The organism is Lysobacter sp. ISL-50 (genome assembly GCF_018612875.1).
Lineage (GTDB): Bacteria > Pseudomonadota > Gammaproteobacteria > Xanthomonadales > Xanthomonadaceae > Lysobacter.
Genome location: NZ_JAGGRI010000023.1, coordinates 132,118 through 147,030 on the forward strand (window position 1 = coordinate 132,118; position 14,913 = coordinate 147,030).

A 14,913-nucleotide genomic window follows, 5' to 3' on the forward strand; every position below is an offset into this window, starting at 1 on the left:
AGCCCACTGCTGGGAGCGACGTGTTTTGCCCGCTGGTGCTGGCAATCGCAGCGTTTCGTCTTGGCGACGAGGAGGCCGGACCTATGGCGCCGCGAGGCGGCCAAATGCGGACGCCCGGCCGTGGTTGCTAGGCCCCGAAACCAGCCGGCGCCTGAAAACCGCCAAACTCTTGTGCGATCAGCCGGGCTACTTCAATAGTGGTGCGGTCGCCATATTCCGGGCCGATGATCTGCAGGCCGATGGGAAGCCCCTCGCTCGACAATCCGCTGGGAAAAGCGGTGCTCGGCAAATAGGCGACGGTCGCAAGGCCAACCCAGAAGTAGTGCTCGTAATGCGAAGTCCGTGCCGCGTCGACGGCGAGAACTCTCTCTGGCCTGGGCCGATGATCGTGTTCGTAGGCCGTTGTCGCGGAAATCGGGCAGATCACCACGTCCCAATCGTTGAAGAAGGCGCGCCACCGTAGCCGGTAGTTGGTGCGCGCTTCATCGTGATCGCACCAGCTTCGATGATCCAGCACGCGGGCACGCGCAAGCACCGCTAACGGCGACTCATCGTTCGCATCGAGTTCCGCAGCCATCTGCGAGATGGCGGAATAGTAGTCGTCGGGAAGGTTGGCGAGTCCAGACGATCCCAACAGGCTCAGATAGGTGTTGTGCGATTGGCCTGGAGAGATTTCAGGACGCGCCAGGTCAGAGACTATCGCGCCAGCGCGAGCGAGAACTTCTCCGACTTCCTGCACGCGATCCGATATCTCGGTCGATGTGGGAACGGAATCCTCCTTCGGCCAGATCGCAACGCGCAGGCCTCGTAACGTGTGCGCCTTCGGTGGTGGCAGCACCAGTCTCCAACCCGGTGACCGGAACCGGTCGGGACCGGCTACGACATCCAGGGCCAGCTCCAGATCTTCCGCGCATCGCGCCATTGGCCCGACGACATTCAGATCCGGCGCGGATACGACGCCATGCGGATTGTGGCCCAGCGTTGGAACGATTCCATACGTGGGCTTGTGGCCATACACGCCGCAGAAGTGCGACGGATTTCGGATCGAGCCACCGATATCTGAGGCAAATTCCAGGCCGGTCAAACCCGCCGCCAGCGCGGCGGCCGATCCGCCGGAAGATCCGCCTGGCGACCTGCGCGTATCCCAGGGGTTGTTGGTTGTTCCGTAAATGTCGTTATAGCTCTGCCAGTCGGCGAGTCGCAGCGGGACGTTCGTCTTCCCCATGAAATGGGCGCCGGCGGCCTTCAGGCGCTCGACAACCGTCGCGTCGTTCAAGGCGAGGTTGGCCCGTTGCTCCGGCACGCCCCAGGTAGTGGGCAATCCGGAAACGTCGAAGGCTTCTTTGATGGTCATCGGGACGCCGTGCAGCGGTCCCAGTCGGTGTCCCCGGGCAAGAGATTCATCGGATGACTTCGCCGCTTCCAGTGCGCGTTCGAAATCCCGCACCACGACGGCATTCAACGCTTTATCGAATTGTTCGATGCGCTCGATGTAGTGCTGAGTGAGTTCGAACGAGCTGACTTGTTTGCGCTGAATCAGTTGCGCAAGGTCGGTCGCTGACGAAAAAGCCAGTTCTTCGGATGCAGTGGAAGGGCCGCCTGACGCCCTGAGAAGGTCACGCCTGGAAATCGGATTCATGATCGCCCTGTCTGTAGGTCGGCGGTATTCAATAGAGGGTGTTCTGCCCCCGATGCTTACTTGCTTGCCCTGCAACGCCGGAATTCTAGCGGAAAACAGGTGGTCGCGACGGGCCGACAGCGGTCATTGCGATGACCGCTCCGGCTGGAGCCCCGGTCCTATGCCCGGACCCGTGCGTTCGGTTCGCGCCCATGCGACCCTTCCGCCCATTCGCTCATCCATGATATAGCGGCCGCCCTTCGCGGCCAGGGGAGAAAAGGATGCTTCGCGCCGTTGTCGTGTGCTGTCTGTGGTTGCTGCTGTCGTGCCCGGTGTTCGCTGCCGCGGATTATCCGTTCCCGGCCGCTGCGGTGGAGAGCCGCTCCGAACTCGACCGGGCCATGCCGACGCTGGCCGGGCAGGTTGTCGCCGATTACACCGACGACGATCGCGTGCGTTACCTGGGCACTGCGGCGAGGCTGCAGATCGTCGCCGGGCAGTATCCGCAGGCGCTGGCTTCGATCGAGGAACTGCGCCGGCTGTCGCCGCTGGGCGGCGCGCCGCAGCAGCGCGCGATGATGGCGCAGTACGAGGTCTATGCGGCGAGCAAGCAGTTGCAGATGCGCGAGCGGAGCGAGTTCGATGGCGCGTTCCGGCGCAGTTTCGAAACCGTGTTTGGGTCGATGGACGACCGCGCCGCGGCCATCGCGATGCGCGGGTTCGGTCGCGATCAGTTCAACTCGGCCTCGCAGCAGCGGGCGCTGGATGCCGCGCTGGCTGGGCAGAAGGGCAAGTCGCGTATCGATCGGGCCTCCGCGTTGGCACTGGTTCGCGCCTATCTGGTCGCCGCGGTCTATCGCGACTTCAGTGCCCAGGCCGCCGACTTGCTGGCCGCCGACGATGCCCGGCGTTATCTGATCCAGCGCGATGTCGCGGTGCGCACGCCCGAGGGTGCGACCGTGTGCGCGTTGATCGTGCGCCAGCGTGCGGCGCCGGCCAAGCTGACCGCCTTGCTCAATTTCACCATCTACGCCGATCCGGCGACGATGCTCAACGAAGCCCGGCGCAGTGCGTCTAACGGGTATGCGGGCGTGACCGGGCTCAGCCGCGGCAAGGGCTGCAGTCCCGATACGCCGGTACCTTACGAGCACGACGGCACCGATGCGGCGGCGTTGATCGACTGGATCGCCGCGCAGGAATGGAGCGACGGTCGGGTCGGCATGTTCGGCGGCAGTTACGAAGGTTTCACTCAGTGGGCCACAGCCAAGCATCGGCCCAAGGCGCTCAAGGCGATGATGCCGTCGGTGACCGGCGCGCCCGGGATCGACGTGCCGATGGAAGGTGGGATCTTCTTCGGTTTCCAGCACTACTGGCCGTTCTACGTCGCCAACAACAAGACCCTGGATTACGCGGCGTATGAAGACAATGCGCGCTGGCAGCGCATGTTCCGGCAGTGGTATGCGCAAGGCGGGGCGTACCGCGAGCGCGATACGCTGGACGGAACCACCAATGCCTTGTATCGGCGCTGGCTCGACCATCCGGATTACGACGCCTATTGGCAGAGCATGATTCCGTACCGTCATGAGTACGGCGCGATCGATATTCCGGTGTTGACCACCACCGGCTATTTCGACGGCGCGCAGATCGGCGCGCTGCATCATCTGCGCGAACACTATCGCTATCGGCCGCAGGCGGAGCATTACCTGGTGATCGGCCCGTACGACCACTTCAGCGGCCAGCGCGGCACGGTGGTGGCCGGGAATACGGTGCGCGGTTACACGATCGACCCGGTCGCGGGCATCGACATCGGCCAGTTGCGTTATCAATGGTTCGATTACGTTTTCAAAGGCGCGCCCAAGCCGGCCTTGCTGCAGGATCGGATCAACTATCAGGTGATGGGCAGCAATGTGTGGAAACACGCACCGTCGCTGGCTGCGATGGGGCCGCGGCGCGCGCGCCTGTACTTCGGCGCGGCGCGCGAGGACGGCACCTGGGGTTTGCAGGGGGAGGCGTCGAAGCGGCGGTCGGCGGTGCAGACGCTGGATCTGGCCGATCGCCGCGATGCCGACCGTATCGTCCCGGGCGGCGGCATCGTCGATAAGGTGCTCGACACCGAAGGCAGCGTGGCCTTCGTCAGCGAGCCCTTCGCCGCGGCGGTCGAGTTCAGCGGGCTGTTTTCAGGGCATCTGGAACTGATCACGAACAAGCGCGATGTCGATCTGCATATCGGCTTGTATGAGTTGACCGCGCAGAACGAGTACTTCGAACTGTCGCGTTATCAGTCGCGCCTGAGCTACCAAGGGCATCCGGAACAGCGGCGCCTGCTGCAGCCGGGCAAGCGCCAGCGCTTCGATTTCGTCGCCGGGCGCGCCACCAGCCGTGCGTTCCAGCCCGGCAGCCGATTGGTCGCCATGGTCGGGCCGGGCAAGGGGCCGCAGGATCAGATCAATTACGGCAGCGGCAAGGATGTCAGCGACGAGACCATCGCCGATGCGGAGGAGCCGCTGCGGATCGAGTGGTCGGGGCGGAGCTATCTGGAGGTTCCGTTGGCGCGGTGATGGGTTGGGGGCCGCGGCTTTGGTTTTAAAAGCCTTGTGACTGCTGCGATTTCTAAAGAATCTTCGTGGTCGGTTTTATGTTCAGTTCCGCGGCGTGAACTCGATCGGCACGATCACCACCGCGGCGATCGGCTTGCCGTTGCGCACCGCCGGAGCGAAACGCCAGCGGCGCACGGTGTTGATCGCCGCGCGATCGAGAATGCGGTTGCCGCTGCGCCGGCTGACTTCGACCTTGAGCGGATGGCCGTCGGCCGAGACTTGCACGCGCAGCGTCACCAGCCCGCCTTCGCTGTGACGCAGCGCTTCGAGCGGATACGGCGGCTTGGGGCTGAAGCCCGGCAGCGGGCGCGGTTTGGCGCTGGCGGCGTCGGCCGCGCGGGCGCGGCGTTCGTTCGCTACGCGGGCCCGGGCGAGGCGGGCTTTCTCCGCGGCGGCGGCCGCGGCGTTCGCCTTCGCTGTCGCCGCGATCGTGGCGTCGGCGACGCGATCGATCTGCGACAGGCGCGCCGTGGTTTGTTCGATCAGCTCCGGCGCGGCCTCCAGCCCGGGACGGTCGATGCCCGGCGTGCCCTCGATCGCCTGCATCGGCGCCGAGCTTTCGATCTGCCGGTAACCGTGCGAGATCACGATCAACACGGCGATCACCAGCGCGATCGCGCTCAAGGCCAACGCCAGCAGCCACGAATTGTTCGGCGCCTCGGCCGGGCGCGCGAACTTCGGCATCGCCACCGGCGGGAACGGTTGCGCCGGAAAGGTCGGCACGACCGCGCTGACCGAAACAGGCACGGCGTGGTTGGGGTCCATGTGCAGCACGCTGACCCGGCCGGCGTTGAGCGCGGCGGCGACTTCGCTGCTGGCGCCCAGGGCGCGCCCGACTTCCTCCAGCGCGACGCTGTGCTGGGTGCCGCGGCGTTCGCTGCTGGCCGAGGCGAAACGCCAGCGGTTGTATTCGGCCCAGATCAGCAGCAGCGCCACCACCACGCCCGCGGTCGCGGGCAAGGCCAGCATCAGGAACGGATCGACTTCGTGCGTGCGCAGGTACAACTCGGAAGCGACGTTGCGGATGCCGAGCAGCCACAGCACCAGAGTCAGCACCGGCGTCCACAGATACAGGTAGATCAGCCAGAACAGGCCGGTGACCATGCCCCACAGCGTGCGCGGCAACGCCGGTTGCGCGCCCGGTTTCTGGATCAGGCGCGAATCGTGCTTGTGCGGCGCCGGAGCGGTGGCGGCGTTGCTGCTCACCGCGGCGGCTTGTCCCAAAGGCGGCATCGCGTGCGCCGGCGACGTGAACGTCGCCGCCGCGCGGCCGGTGCCCGGACCCGTGCCGGGCGTGGTGCGCTCGTTGCTCATCGCAGTCCCCGGTCCGGGCTGACCCAGGTCGCGCGGGTGCCGCGGCGCTTGAGCAACGCCTTGGGCACCGCGGTGACCGTGGTCGCGAAACTCAGCAGCCAGTACGCCATCGGGTACCAGATCATCCAGTAATAGTTGCGGCCGACGCCGGTTTCATAACGGCGGTCGATGATGATGCTGGCGGCGAACTGCAGCAGGCAGATCAAGGCCAGGATCACGCCGTGCCACGACGGCAGCAGAGTGGTCACACGCAGTTGCTCGGGCAGCTCGACGAACAGCCCCAGCGCCCACAGCGAGATGATGAAGGCCATGATGTAGGCCCAGCCCACGCTCATCACGTATTCGGCCAGCACCACCCACATGCGCCGCTTGCGCCAGGAGAACAGGTCGCGGGTATGGCGCAGCAATACTTCCACGCCGCCCTGAGCCCAGCGCAGGCGCTGCTTCCACAGGCCCTTCAGCGTTTCGGGCATGAGGATGAAGCACATCGCGTTGGGTTCGTAGCGGATGTCCCAGTGGTCCATCTGCAGGCGCCAACTGATGTCGATGTCTTCCGTGACCATGCTGTCGGACCAGTAGCCGATCCGGTGCAGGGCGCTGCGGCGGAACGCGCAGATCACCCCGGACACGGTGAAGATGCGGCCGTAGACGCGCTGGGCGCGCTTGATCATGCCGATGATCGAAGAGAACTCGCCGACCTGCAGCCGGCCGAGCAGGGTCGAGCGATTGCGGATGCGCGGGTTGCCGGTGACCGCGCCGACCCGCGCGCCTTCGCACAGGTGCCAGACCATCCAGTGGGTGGCGTATTCGTCCAGCAGCGCATCGCCGTCGATGCACACCAGGTACTCCGAGCGCGCCGCCAGCGCGCCCATGCGCATGGCGTTGGCCTTGCCCAGGTTGCGGTCCAGGTGCACCACGCGCAGGCGCGGGTGCTGCGCGGCCAGGCGGTTGAGCTTCTCGCCGGTGTCGTCGCGGCTGCCGTCGTTGATCGCGATCACCTCGAAGTCCGGATAACGCTGCGCCAGCGCCGCGCCGATGGTTTCGTGGACGTGGTCGCCTTCGTTGTGGCACGGAATCAGGATCGACACGAACGGCGCGTCGGGCATCGGCGGCGGATCGGTGCGCGGCCGCGCGTGGCGTTCGCGGCGGAAGTAGTAGTACAGCCCGCCGGAAATCCAGAAGAACGACATCACGATCGGATAGAAGAACGCGAACTGAAACAGCGCAGTGAGCAATGGGCTTGCGGCGGGACTCATGGCGTTCTCGTGGCGGTCTGATGGCGGGCTTGCGTCGTGGCCGCGGTCGCGGCCGTCGCTGGCTCAGCGTTCGATATAGGGAAAACCGCGCGCGGACATGATTTCGCGGGCGTCGGCGGTGGAAGGGCGGTCGTCGATGAAGTTGTCCGGATACCAGGCCAGATGGCGCGCGCCGGCGGCTTGCAGCCGGTGCGCCATCGCCTTGAGTTGCGCGGCCGGGATCGGACGATCCTGGTGGCGCCAGTCCACGGTCTGCAGTTCGAAGATGGTGCGCGACAGGCCGCGCGGCGACTGCTTGACCTTGGCCATCAGCGCGTCCATCCAGCGCTGCGGATCGCGGCTGTTTTCCATCCACGGCATCGCCATCACCGCGGTGTAGTCGTAGGCCTGATTGAACGCGGCCAGGTTCTGCGCGAACCAGGCCTCGCTTTCGGGATTCAGCACTGGGCTTGCGAACAGGTTGCGCACGGTGATCAGCTTCGGCCGCCATTTGCCGGCGGCGCGCGCCAGTTCCTGCGTGAACCCGATCAGCGCCTGGGTGCGCGCGGCCGGATCGGCCGGCGCCTGCCCGCGCAATTCGTCGTCGCGCAGCAGCGCGTCGTCGTGGAACAGCAGGCCTTCGGTGTAGCCGCTGACGGCTAGGTCTTCGTACAGATCGGCGACGATCTGGCGCGTGCGCGGTTCGAACGGATTCAGGCGATGGGTCTCGGCCGGATTGCTGGCCTTGATCTCCAGCTTCGCGTTCAAGGCCTTGTCCGGCAGTTCGAAGCCCAGCACCGGCAACCACGCGAACACTTTGACGTGGGCGCGGGTCTTGAGCTGCCAGGCGACGCGGTTGTACAGGTCCGCGCGCATCGGCAGATGGCGGTTGGGGAAGTACATCGCGTCGGCCGAGCCGTTGCCGTCGGGATCGGCGAAGGCCTGCAGGAACACGTGGCTGGGCGCGATCTGCTTGACGCGCTCGATCAGCTTGTCGAGATTGCGCGCCTGCTGTTGCGGGTCTGCGTCGTAGACGTAGTCCAGATCGACCTGCAGCGCGCGCACGCCGTCGAGTTCTTCGTCGTGGCGCAGTTCGTAGGCCAGATCGTTGACGGTGGGGTTGTCGAACATCAGCAGACGGGCCAAGCCGTGCAAGTCGCGGCCGATGGCCTGATGACGGCCTTCCAGATCGAAGGTCACGCTCATTCCGAGCTGATCGGCGACGGCGTTGGTCTGGCTGTTGTAGGCCGCGTACGGCCACACCACCGACTGCGGCGAGACGCCCAGTTCGCGCTTGATCGCGGCCGCGCTCGCGGACAGATCCTTGCGCACACGCGCCAGATACTCGGCTTCGCTCTCGTAGCGCTGAGCCTTGGCGTCCCATTCGCGGGTGATCGCCGCCGGCATGGTGTTGCCCTGCGGGTTGGAGGTCACGCCGCGATGCAGATTGTCGCTGTGCGATGCGATCTCGACCAGGCCCGAGGCCTGCATCTCGCGCAACTGGTCCCAGGTGACGAAATCGTCGTGGGTGAACATGCGCGGGCCGTAATCGACCTTCTGCTCGCGCGGCAGATCCACCCAGCCGGTCACCACCGCCATCAGCGCGGGATAGCGATACGCGCGCAGCAGCGGAAACACATGGGTGTAGATGCTGCGCAGGCCGTCGTCGAAGGTCAGCAGCACGGCCTTGGGCGGCAGTTTCTTTTCGCCGCGCGAAGCCTTGATGACGTCGCTGAGCGCGACTGGCTGGTAACCGTGGCCGGACAGCCAGTCCAGGTGCGCGGCGAAGTTCTGCGTGCTGACCGCGTAGGCGTCGGGATCGCCCTTGCGCGCGACGTCGTCGCGGATGTCGTGGTAGCTGAGCACTAGCAGTTGATCGGCCTTGGCCTGCTGCGCGATCGCGTCGGCGGCGCCGCGCTCGATCGCCGCGGCCGGCTCGGCCGCGGCGGCCGCGAGCGGCATCGCCAGCATCAACGCGGCGCTGAACAGCAGACGCTTGAACGCGCGGCGCATCGTCGCGGCCGGCGTCGCGAAACCTTGCATGCTCATTGTTCACCCCAGCGGAAAGTCAGATCGAAGCCGAGGTGTTCCTCGCGCACGCCGTCGTATACCGGTCGCGACCAGTTCACGCCGTAGTTCAAGGTGCGGCCGGTGGCGAAACGCCATTCGTGTTCGTAGCGCAATTGCGGAATCCAATAGCTGCCGTAGCCCTGCTGCCAGTACGAGCCGGCTTGCACGGTCAGGCGTTGGCGGAAGTGGCGCTCGTAACGGCGCCAGGCGAGATGGTCGAAGCGCAAGCCCAGGTTCAGCGACGAATCGCGGCTGGGATTGAAATAGGGCACGTCGGCATCGCGGCGGCTGGCGCGGCTGGTCGCCACGTCGGCGAGGCCGTCGATCAGCAGGTGCGGACGCGTAAACAGGCGCTGCTCGCCGTTGAGGCCGAAGGCGGTACGGGTGTTGTCGTCGCTGTAGCGCAACTGCTGTGCGGTCGCGCCAAGGCTGGTGCGCTCGCTCGGCGTGTAGCGCAGGCCCAGGCTCAGCGCGTCGGCGTGGATGCCGCTGCGGCGCGCCTGCAGCGAAGCCTCCGGCGTGCCGCGATACCACGACGCGGTGCCGTACCAGGCGTCGTCGAATCGCCAGCCGGCATCGGCGTAATAGCCGGTGCGATCGCCGCTGTCGAGCCAGCGATCGTTGGCCCGATCCACGCCGAAGCCCAGGCTCAGGCGATCGTAGACGTACAGCGCGCCGACGCCGGTGCGGCGGTCGTGCACGCGTTCCTTGCCGAACGCGCCGTCTGGATACTCGGCCCAGGCGTCGCGCGCATGCGCGGTCAGGCGCCAGCGGTCGTGGATCAGCGGGCTCTGGATTTCGACGCGATGCTCGGCGTCGCGACTGCCCAGCGGCGATGCGGTCGCGCCGCCGCCGCGCGCATCGCTGCGGCCGAAGCTGCTGCCGACCAGCCAATGCCAGCCCATGCGGCTGTCCCAGGACTGCGCCATCTGCTTGACCTGCACGTCGCGCGCGCGATTGGCCAGCAGTTCGTCGTGAATCGGCCGGGCCAGATCCACCCGGTTGTGTTGCAGATGCGCGCCGACCTGGCCGATGCGCGCGCCGACGTCGGTCGGTTCCAGCGTGCTGGCGATGCGGAAGCGCTTCAGCGCGCGATCGGTCCAGCCGCGCTTTTGATAGGTCACGCCCAGATCGCTGTGCAGGCCGGCGTTGGTGGGGCCGATCGCGGCGAGGCGTTCGAGGTAACTCTGCGCGCCGACCGTGTCCTCGCCGTAGAGGCGGATCATGGTCAGGTGGCTGTCGGCGTCGTAGTGGCGCCAGTTCTCATGGCTTTCCTTGGCGCCGTCGACGCGCACGAACGCCGGCTGCGCCGCCTTGATCTTTTCCAGTTGCGCGTAGGCGTCGTCGAAGCGCTCGGCTTCGGAGTAGGCATAGGCCAGTTGCAGCTGCGAATCCTGGTCTTCCGGCCATTCGCGGGCGACGCGTTCGAGCACCGTCGCGGCTTCTTCCGGATGCTTGTCGGCCAGCAGCGAGGCGCCGACCTTGGCCAGCGCGTACATCGGCAGTTGCACGTTCTCGGCCTGCAGGGCGCGATAGCGCTGCACGACTTCGGCGTGGCGTTCCAGATGGTTGAGCAGCACCAGTTCGTCGAAGCGCGTGCGCAGGTCGGCTTGCTGTTGCGGCGGCGTCTGCGCGGCGCGGTGTTGTTCGAGCGCGTCGCCGGCTTCGCGCATTTCGGTCAGGCGCTCGGTTTCGCTCTCGGGAAACAGCGTGCCCCACAGCACCCGGCGGGCGAGGCGGTCGGAATCCAGGCGCTGGCGTTCGTCCGCGCTGAACAACTGCGGGCGCGCCTGATACAGGGCCCAGGCGCGGTCGGCGCCGCCCAGGTCGGCCAGGGTCAGCACCTGCAGGCGGTACAGGCGATCGTCATCGGGACAGGCGGCCTGCGCGCTTTCGATCCGCGCCAATGCGGCCAGCCATTGGCGGTCGGCGCGCAGGCGCTCGATCTCGGGCAGGGGGTCGGCAGTGGTGGATTGACTCGGTGAGGCAATAACTGACGTAAATGGGCAGGTTGCGGTCGCGGTCGCCAGAGCGATGGACAGGGCAAGACGATGCTGTATCGGCATTGGAGACCGAGTTCCGAAGGGCGGGGAGTGTTGCAGAGCGTGACTTGGTGCAAATAAAAATGTGAAACAAGTCACATTGTTCGGGTATTGACGCAAAAGATGTGCCAATGGCTTGTGAACGCGATCGGCTTCCTCGTCTCTAAGTTATTGTTATTAAAAACGTTTTATGCCTGTGAACAGGCACGAAGATGCTGCATCGCGGTTTGACAAGCTGAATTTAGATCGATTTAAATCAATCTCTGATGGGGCCGCGACGTCACACATCGGCGCGCGGCGACAGAACGGCATGCCGTTCGAGGGCACTGGGAGCGGATATGTCGGCACGTAGAGAGAACCGCCGTGGCATCGTCCTGGGCAGGGCGGCGCTGACTTGGGCCCTGGCCTGCGCGATCGCCGGCCCCGCTGCCGCGGCCAAGCCGCCGCGCCAGTTCTGGAGTTCCTTCGAAGCCGCCGATCCGGCGCCTGCGCCGCTGGCGGCCGACGCCATGCGCGTCAGCCTCGACGGCGGCCCGCCCGCGGCCGCGGCCCTGACCGCCAAGGCCGGGGCCGGCTTCACCGGCGTGCATTCGCTGCGCTTCGAAGGCGACGGCAACGGCGCCGAACAGCTCGCGCAGGTGTTCGAGGTCGATATCGCCGTCGGCAAGGACAGCGAGCTGTCGTACCGGCTGTTTCCGTTGTCGCCCGCCAACGTCGCCGCGCCGGCGCCGGTGTCGCAGCTCGACAATCTGCGCAACGCCTCGACCTATGTCGCCATCGATCTGGTGTTCGACGACGGCAGCCGCCTGTCGCAGCTCAAGCCGCTGGATCGCTACGGCAACCCGCTGAGCGCGCGCGGGCAGGGCGCGGCGCGGCTGTTGTATCCGGATCAGTGGAACGCGGTGGCCAGCCGCATCGGCGAGGTCGCCGCCGGGCGCCGCGTGCGCCAGATCGTGCTGGTGCACGAGGGCGAACGCGGACAGGCCTATCGCGGCTATCTGGACGATGTGCGGATCGAACCGGCGCCGTTGAAGAAAAACGCGGACAAGCTTGCGGCCGAGCATCCCAGCGATTACGTCGATACCCGCCGCGGCAGCAATTCCAACTCGCGCTATTCGCGCGGCAACACGTTTCCGGCGGTGGCGCTGCCGCACGGTTTCAATTTCTGGACGCCGACCACCAACGCCGGCTCGGACTGGATCTACCAGTACCAGGAGCGCAACGGCGAGGACAATCGGCCGCGCATCGAAGCCTTCGCGCTGTCGCACGAGCCCAGCCCGTGGATGGGCGACCGGCAAACCCTGCACATCCTGCCGGCGCTGGGCGAGGGCGCGCCGCAGTTCGATCGCGGCAAGCGCGGCCTGAGCTTCGGCCACGACCAGGAAACCGCGCGCGCCGACTATTACCGCGTGCGTTTCGACAACGGCCTGATCGCCGAGATGACGCCGACCGACCACGCCGCGATGCTGCGCTTCACCTATCCCGACGGGCGCGCGCAGTTGCTGTTCGATCAGCGCGACGAACACGGCGACATCGTGCTCGATCGCGACGGCCGCGGCCTGAGCGGCTGGACCGAAGGCAAGAGCAAGCTGTCCGCCGGCGCCGGCCGCCTGTATTTCCATGCGCGCTTCGACCGGCCGATCAAGGACGGCGCGCGCCTGGACCGCGCCAAGGACCGCAACCGCGTCTCGGCCTGGTACGGCTTCGATCTGTCCGCCGATCCGGCGCGTCAGGTCAGCATGCGCATCGCCACCTCGCTGATCGGCGTGGAACAGGCGCAGCGCAACCTGCAGCTGGAAATCGCCGACAGCGACAGCTTCGACAGCGTGCGCGAACGCGCGCGCGCGGCCTGGGACGCGCAACTGAGCATCGTCCAGGTCGAGGGCGCGGCCGAGCACGAACGCGCGACCTTGTACTCCAATCTGTATCGCCTGTTCCTGTATCCCAACAGCGGCTCGGAGAACACCGGCACCGCCGAGCGCCCGCTATACCAGTACGCCAGTCCGTTCTCGCCGGCTGCAGGCGCGAGCAGCGCGACCCGCACGGGCGCGGCGGTGATGGACGGGCAGGTCTACGTCAACAACGGCTTCTGGGACACCTACCGCACCAGCTGGCCAGCCTATGTGCTGCTCACGCCGAAGCACGCCGGCGAGATGATCGACGGTTTCGTCCAGCAGTATCGCGACGGCGGCTGGATCGCGCGCTGGTCCTCGCCGGGCTATGCCGATCTGATGGTCGGCACCAGTTCCGACGTCGCCTTCGCCGACGCCTGGCTCAAGGGCGTGCGCAATTTCGACGTGCGCTCGTTCTATCAGTCGGCGATCCGCAACGCCTCCACCGTCAGCCCGGTGCCCGGCGCCGGACGCAAGGGCATCGAGCGCGCGATCTTCAAGGGCTATACCGACACCAGCACCGACGAAGGCCTGTCCTGGTCGATGGACGGCTACATCAACGATTTCGCCATCGCGCGCCTGGCCTCGGCGCTGTCGCGCGAAAGCGGCGGCGACGATGCGTATCGCGACAGCTACGCCGACGACGCGGCGTATTACCGCAATCGCGCGCTGGGCTACGCCAACTTGTTCCATCCGCAACTGGGCTTCTTCGTCGGCCGCCACCGCGACGGCCGCTGGCGCTACACCGCGACCGAGTTCGACCCGACCCGCTGGGGCGGCGACTACACCGAGACCGACGCCTGGAACATGGCCTTCCACGCGCCGCAGGACGGCGCCGGCCTGGCCGCGTTGTACGGCGGCCGCAGCGCCCTGGGCAACAAGCTGGACCTGTTCTTCTCCACCCCGGGCACGTTCGATGTCGGCAGCTACGGCGGGGTGATCCACGAGATGCTGGAAGCGCGCGACGTGCGCATGGGCCAGTACGGCCACAGCAACCAGCCTTCGCACCATATTCCCTACATGTACGCCGCGGCCGGGCAGCCGTGGCGAATCCAGGAGAAGGTGCGCGACATCATGGATCGCCTGTACAGCGGCGGCGAAATCGGCCAGGGCTATCCGGGCGATGAGGATAACGGCGAGATGTCGGCGTGGTGGTTGTTCAGCGCTGCCGGTTTTTATCCGTTGCGCATGGGTTCGCCGGAGTACGTGATCGGCGCGCCGCGTTTCGAGCGCATGACCATCCGCCTGGACAACGGCAAGCAGTTGCAGATCAACGCGCCCAAGGTCGGCGAACGCAATCGCTACGTGCAGTCGTTGCGGGTCAACGGCGAGCCCTGGGACCGGTTGACCTTGCCGCATGAGTTGCTGGCGCAGGGCGCGGTGCTGGATTTTCGCATGGGCCCGTCGCCGTCGAACTGGGCGAGTTCGCCGCAGGCCTTGCCCGAGTCGTTGAGCCAGGAAGGCGAGACGCCGTCGCCGCTGCTGGATCTGGGCCGTCGCGACAACACCGCGGTCGCCGGATTGAACGCCAAGCAGGCGGCGGCTTTGTTCGACGACGATTCGGCCACGTCCGCGCGCTTGAGCGGGCCGATGCCGTCGCTGAGCTGGAATTTCAAGGCGCCGGCCATGGCGCGGCTGTATACGCTGACTTCGTCGAGCAAGCGCGGCGATGCTCAGGCCTGGGCGTTGCAGGCGTCGAACGATGGGGCGCAATGGACGACGCTGGACGAGCGTCGCGATCAGCGTTTCGCCTGGCGACGGCAGACCCGCGCTTTCGCCATCGCGCAACCGGCGGCGTATTCGCGCTATCGGTTGCGGCTGTTGAACGATGGGGATGGGCAGGGGGCGATCGAGTTGGCTGAAGTTGAATTGTTGGGTGAGGCCAGGTAGGCGGATTGTTCTGAGTTTGCTGGTTCGGTAAACGTTGGGGTTGCGTTGCCGCGGGCCTTGCTGTGGCTATTGCCAATATTTTCTGCGATTGAGACTGTGGCTACGGCTACGGCTACGGCTACGGCCGCGACTGTGACTGTGCTGCGGCTGCGGCTATTGGCGCTGTTGCTGTTGTTTTTGTCGTTGTCGTTGCCATTGCCGTGGCTGTTGTTGTTGTCGTGGCTTTGCTTTGGCCTGGCGCCGCTTGTAACTCGC

The 14,913-nt window shown here is 66.2% G+C and carries 7 protein-coding genes; 2 read left to right on the forward strand and 5 right to left on the reverse strand.

Annotation, left to right across the window (positions count from 1 at the left end; all coding sequences use genetic code 11):
- Nucleotides 1-127: 127 nt before the first annotated feature.
- The gene (locus J7J50_RS14785) at nucleotides 128-1,639 is read right to left on the reverse strand and encodes an amidase (protein ID WP_215056213.1); all 1,512 of its coding nucleotides are present in this window, start codon (nucleotides 1,637-1,639) and stop codon (nucleotides 128-130) included.
- A 260-nt stretch (nucleotides 1,640-1,899) separates the two neighbouring features.
- Between J7J50_RS14785 and J7J50_RS14790 the strand changes: the two genes are divergently transcribed.
- Nucleotides 1,900-4,176, forward strand: a complete 2,277-nt coding sequence (locus J7J50_RS14790; RefSeq protein ID WP_215056212.1) for a CocE/NonD family hydrolase — start codon at nucleotides 1,900-1,902, stop codon at nucleotides 4,174-4,176.
- An 81-nt stretch (nucleotides 4,177-4,257) separates the two neighbouring features.
- Here the strand turns inward: J7J50_RS14790 and pgaD are convergent, their stop codons facing one another.
- The 4 genes from pgaD to pgaA all read right to left on the reverse strand — a co-directional run bounded on the left by pgaD (nucleotide 4,258) and on the right by pgaA (nucleotide 10,900).
- Entirely contained in the window at nucleotides 4,258-5,529 is a 1,272-nt protein-coding gene (gene pgaD / locus J7J50_RS14795; RefSeq protein ID WP_215056211.1) for a poly-beta-1,6-N-acetyl-D-glucosamine biosynthesis protein PgaD, read from the reverse strand.
- The gene (pgaC, locus tag J7J50_RS14800) at nucleotides 5,526-6,785 is read right to left on the reverse strand and encodes a poly-beta-1,6-N-acetyl-D-glucosamine synthase (protein WP_215056210.1); all 1,260 of its coding nucleotides are present in this window, start codon (nucleotides 6,783-6,785) and stop codon (nucleotides 5,526-5,528) included. The genes pgaD and pgaC overlap by 4 nt, the downstream gene beginning before the upstream one ends.
- Before the next feature lie 63 nt (nucleotides 6,786-6,848).
- Nucleotides 6,849-8,813 carry a poly-beta-1,6-N-acetyl-D-glucosamine N-deacetylase PgaB gene (gene pgaB, locus J7J50_RS14805; protein WP_251044648.1) on the reverse strand — a complete coding sequence of 655 codons (1,965 nt, stop codon included), beginning with the start codon at nucleotides 8,811-8,813 and terminating at the stop codon, nucleotides 6,849-6,851.
- On the reverse strand, nucleotides 8,810-10,900 hold the full coding sequence (gene pgaA / locus J7J50_RS14810) for a poly-beta-1,6 N-acetyl-D-glucosamine export porin PgaA (protein ID WP_215056209.1): 2,091 nt from the start codon (nucleotides 10,898-10,900) through the stop codon (nucleotides 8,810-8,812). The genes pgaB and pgaA overlap by 4 nt, the downstream gene beginning before the upstream one ends.
- A 314-nt stretch (nucleotides 10,901-11,214) precedes the next feature.
- On the opposite strand from pgaA, the gene J7J50_RS14815 reads away from it, so the two are divergent.
- Nucleotides 11,215-14,658 (forward strand): GH92 family glycosyl hydrolase, encoded by a 3,444-nt coding sequence (locus tag J7J50_RS14815; protein ID WP_215056208.1) that lies wholly within the window; start codon nucleotides 11,215-11,217, stop codon nucleotides 14,656-14,658.
- Nucleotides 14,659-14,913: the final 255 nt, after the last annotated feature.

Excerpts from the sequence above, each read along its gene's own strand:
- J7J50_RS14785 (WP_215056213.1), bottom strand. The coding sequence starts at position 1,639 with ATGAATCCGATTTCCAGGCGTGACCTTCTCAGGGCGTCAGGCGGCCCT.
- J7J50_RS14790 (WP_215056212.1), top strand. The coding sequence starts at position 1,900 with ATGCTTCGCGCCGTTGTCGTGTGCTGTCTGTGGTTGCTGCTGTCGTGC.
- pgaD (WP_215056211.1), bottom strand. The coding sequence starts at position 5,529 with ATGAGCAACGAGCGCACCACGCCCGGCACGGGTCCGGGCACCGGCCGC.
- pgaC (WP_215056210.1), bottom strand. The coding sequence starts at position 6,785 with ATGAGTCCCGCCGCAAGCCCATTGCTCACTGCGCTGTTTCAGTTCGCG.
- pgaB (WP_251044648.1), bottom strand. The coding sequence starts at position 8,813 with ATGAGCATGCAAGGTTTCGCGACGCCGGCCGCGACGATGCGCCGCGCG.
- pgaA (WP_215056209.1), bottom strand. The coding sequence starts at position 10,900 with ATGCCGATACAGCATCGTCTTGCCCTGTCCATCGCTCTGGCGACCGCG.
- J7J50_RS14815 (WP_215056208.1), top strand. The coding sequence starts at position 11,215 with ATGTCGGCACGTAGAGAGAACCGCCGTGGCATCGTCCTGGGCAGGGCG.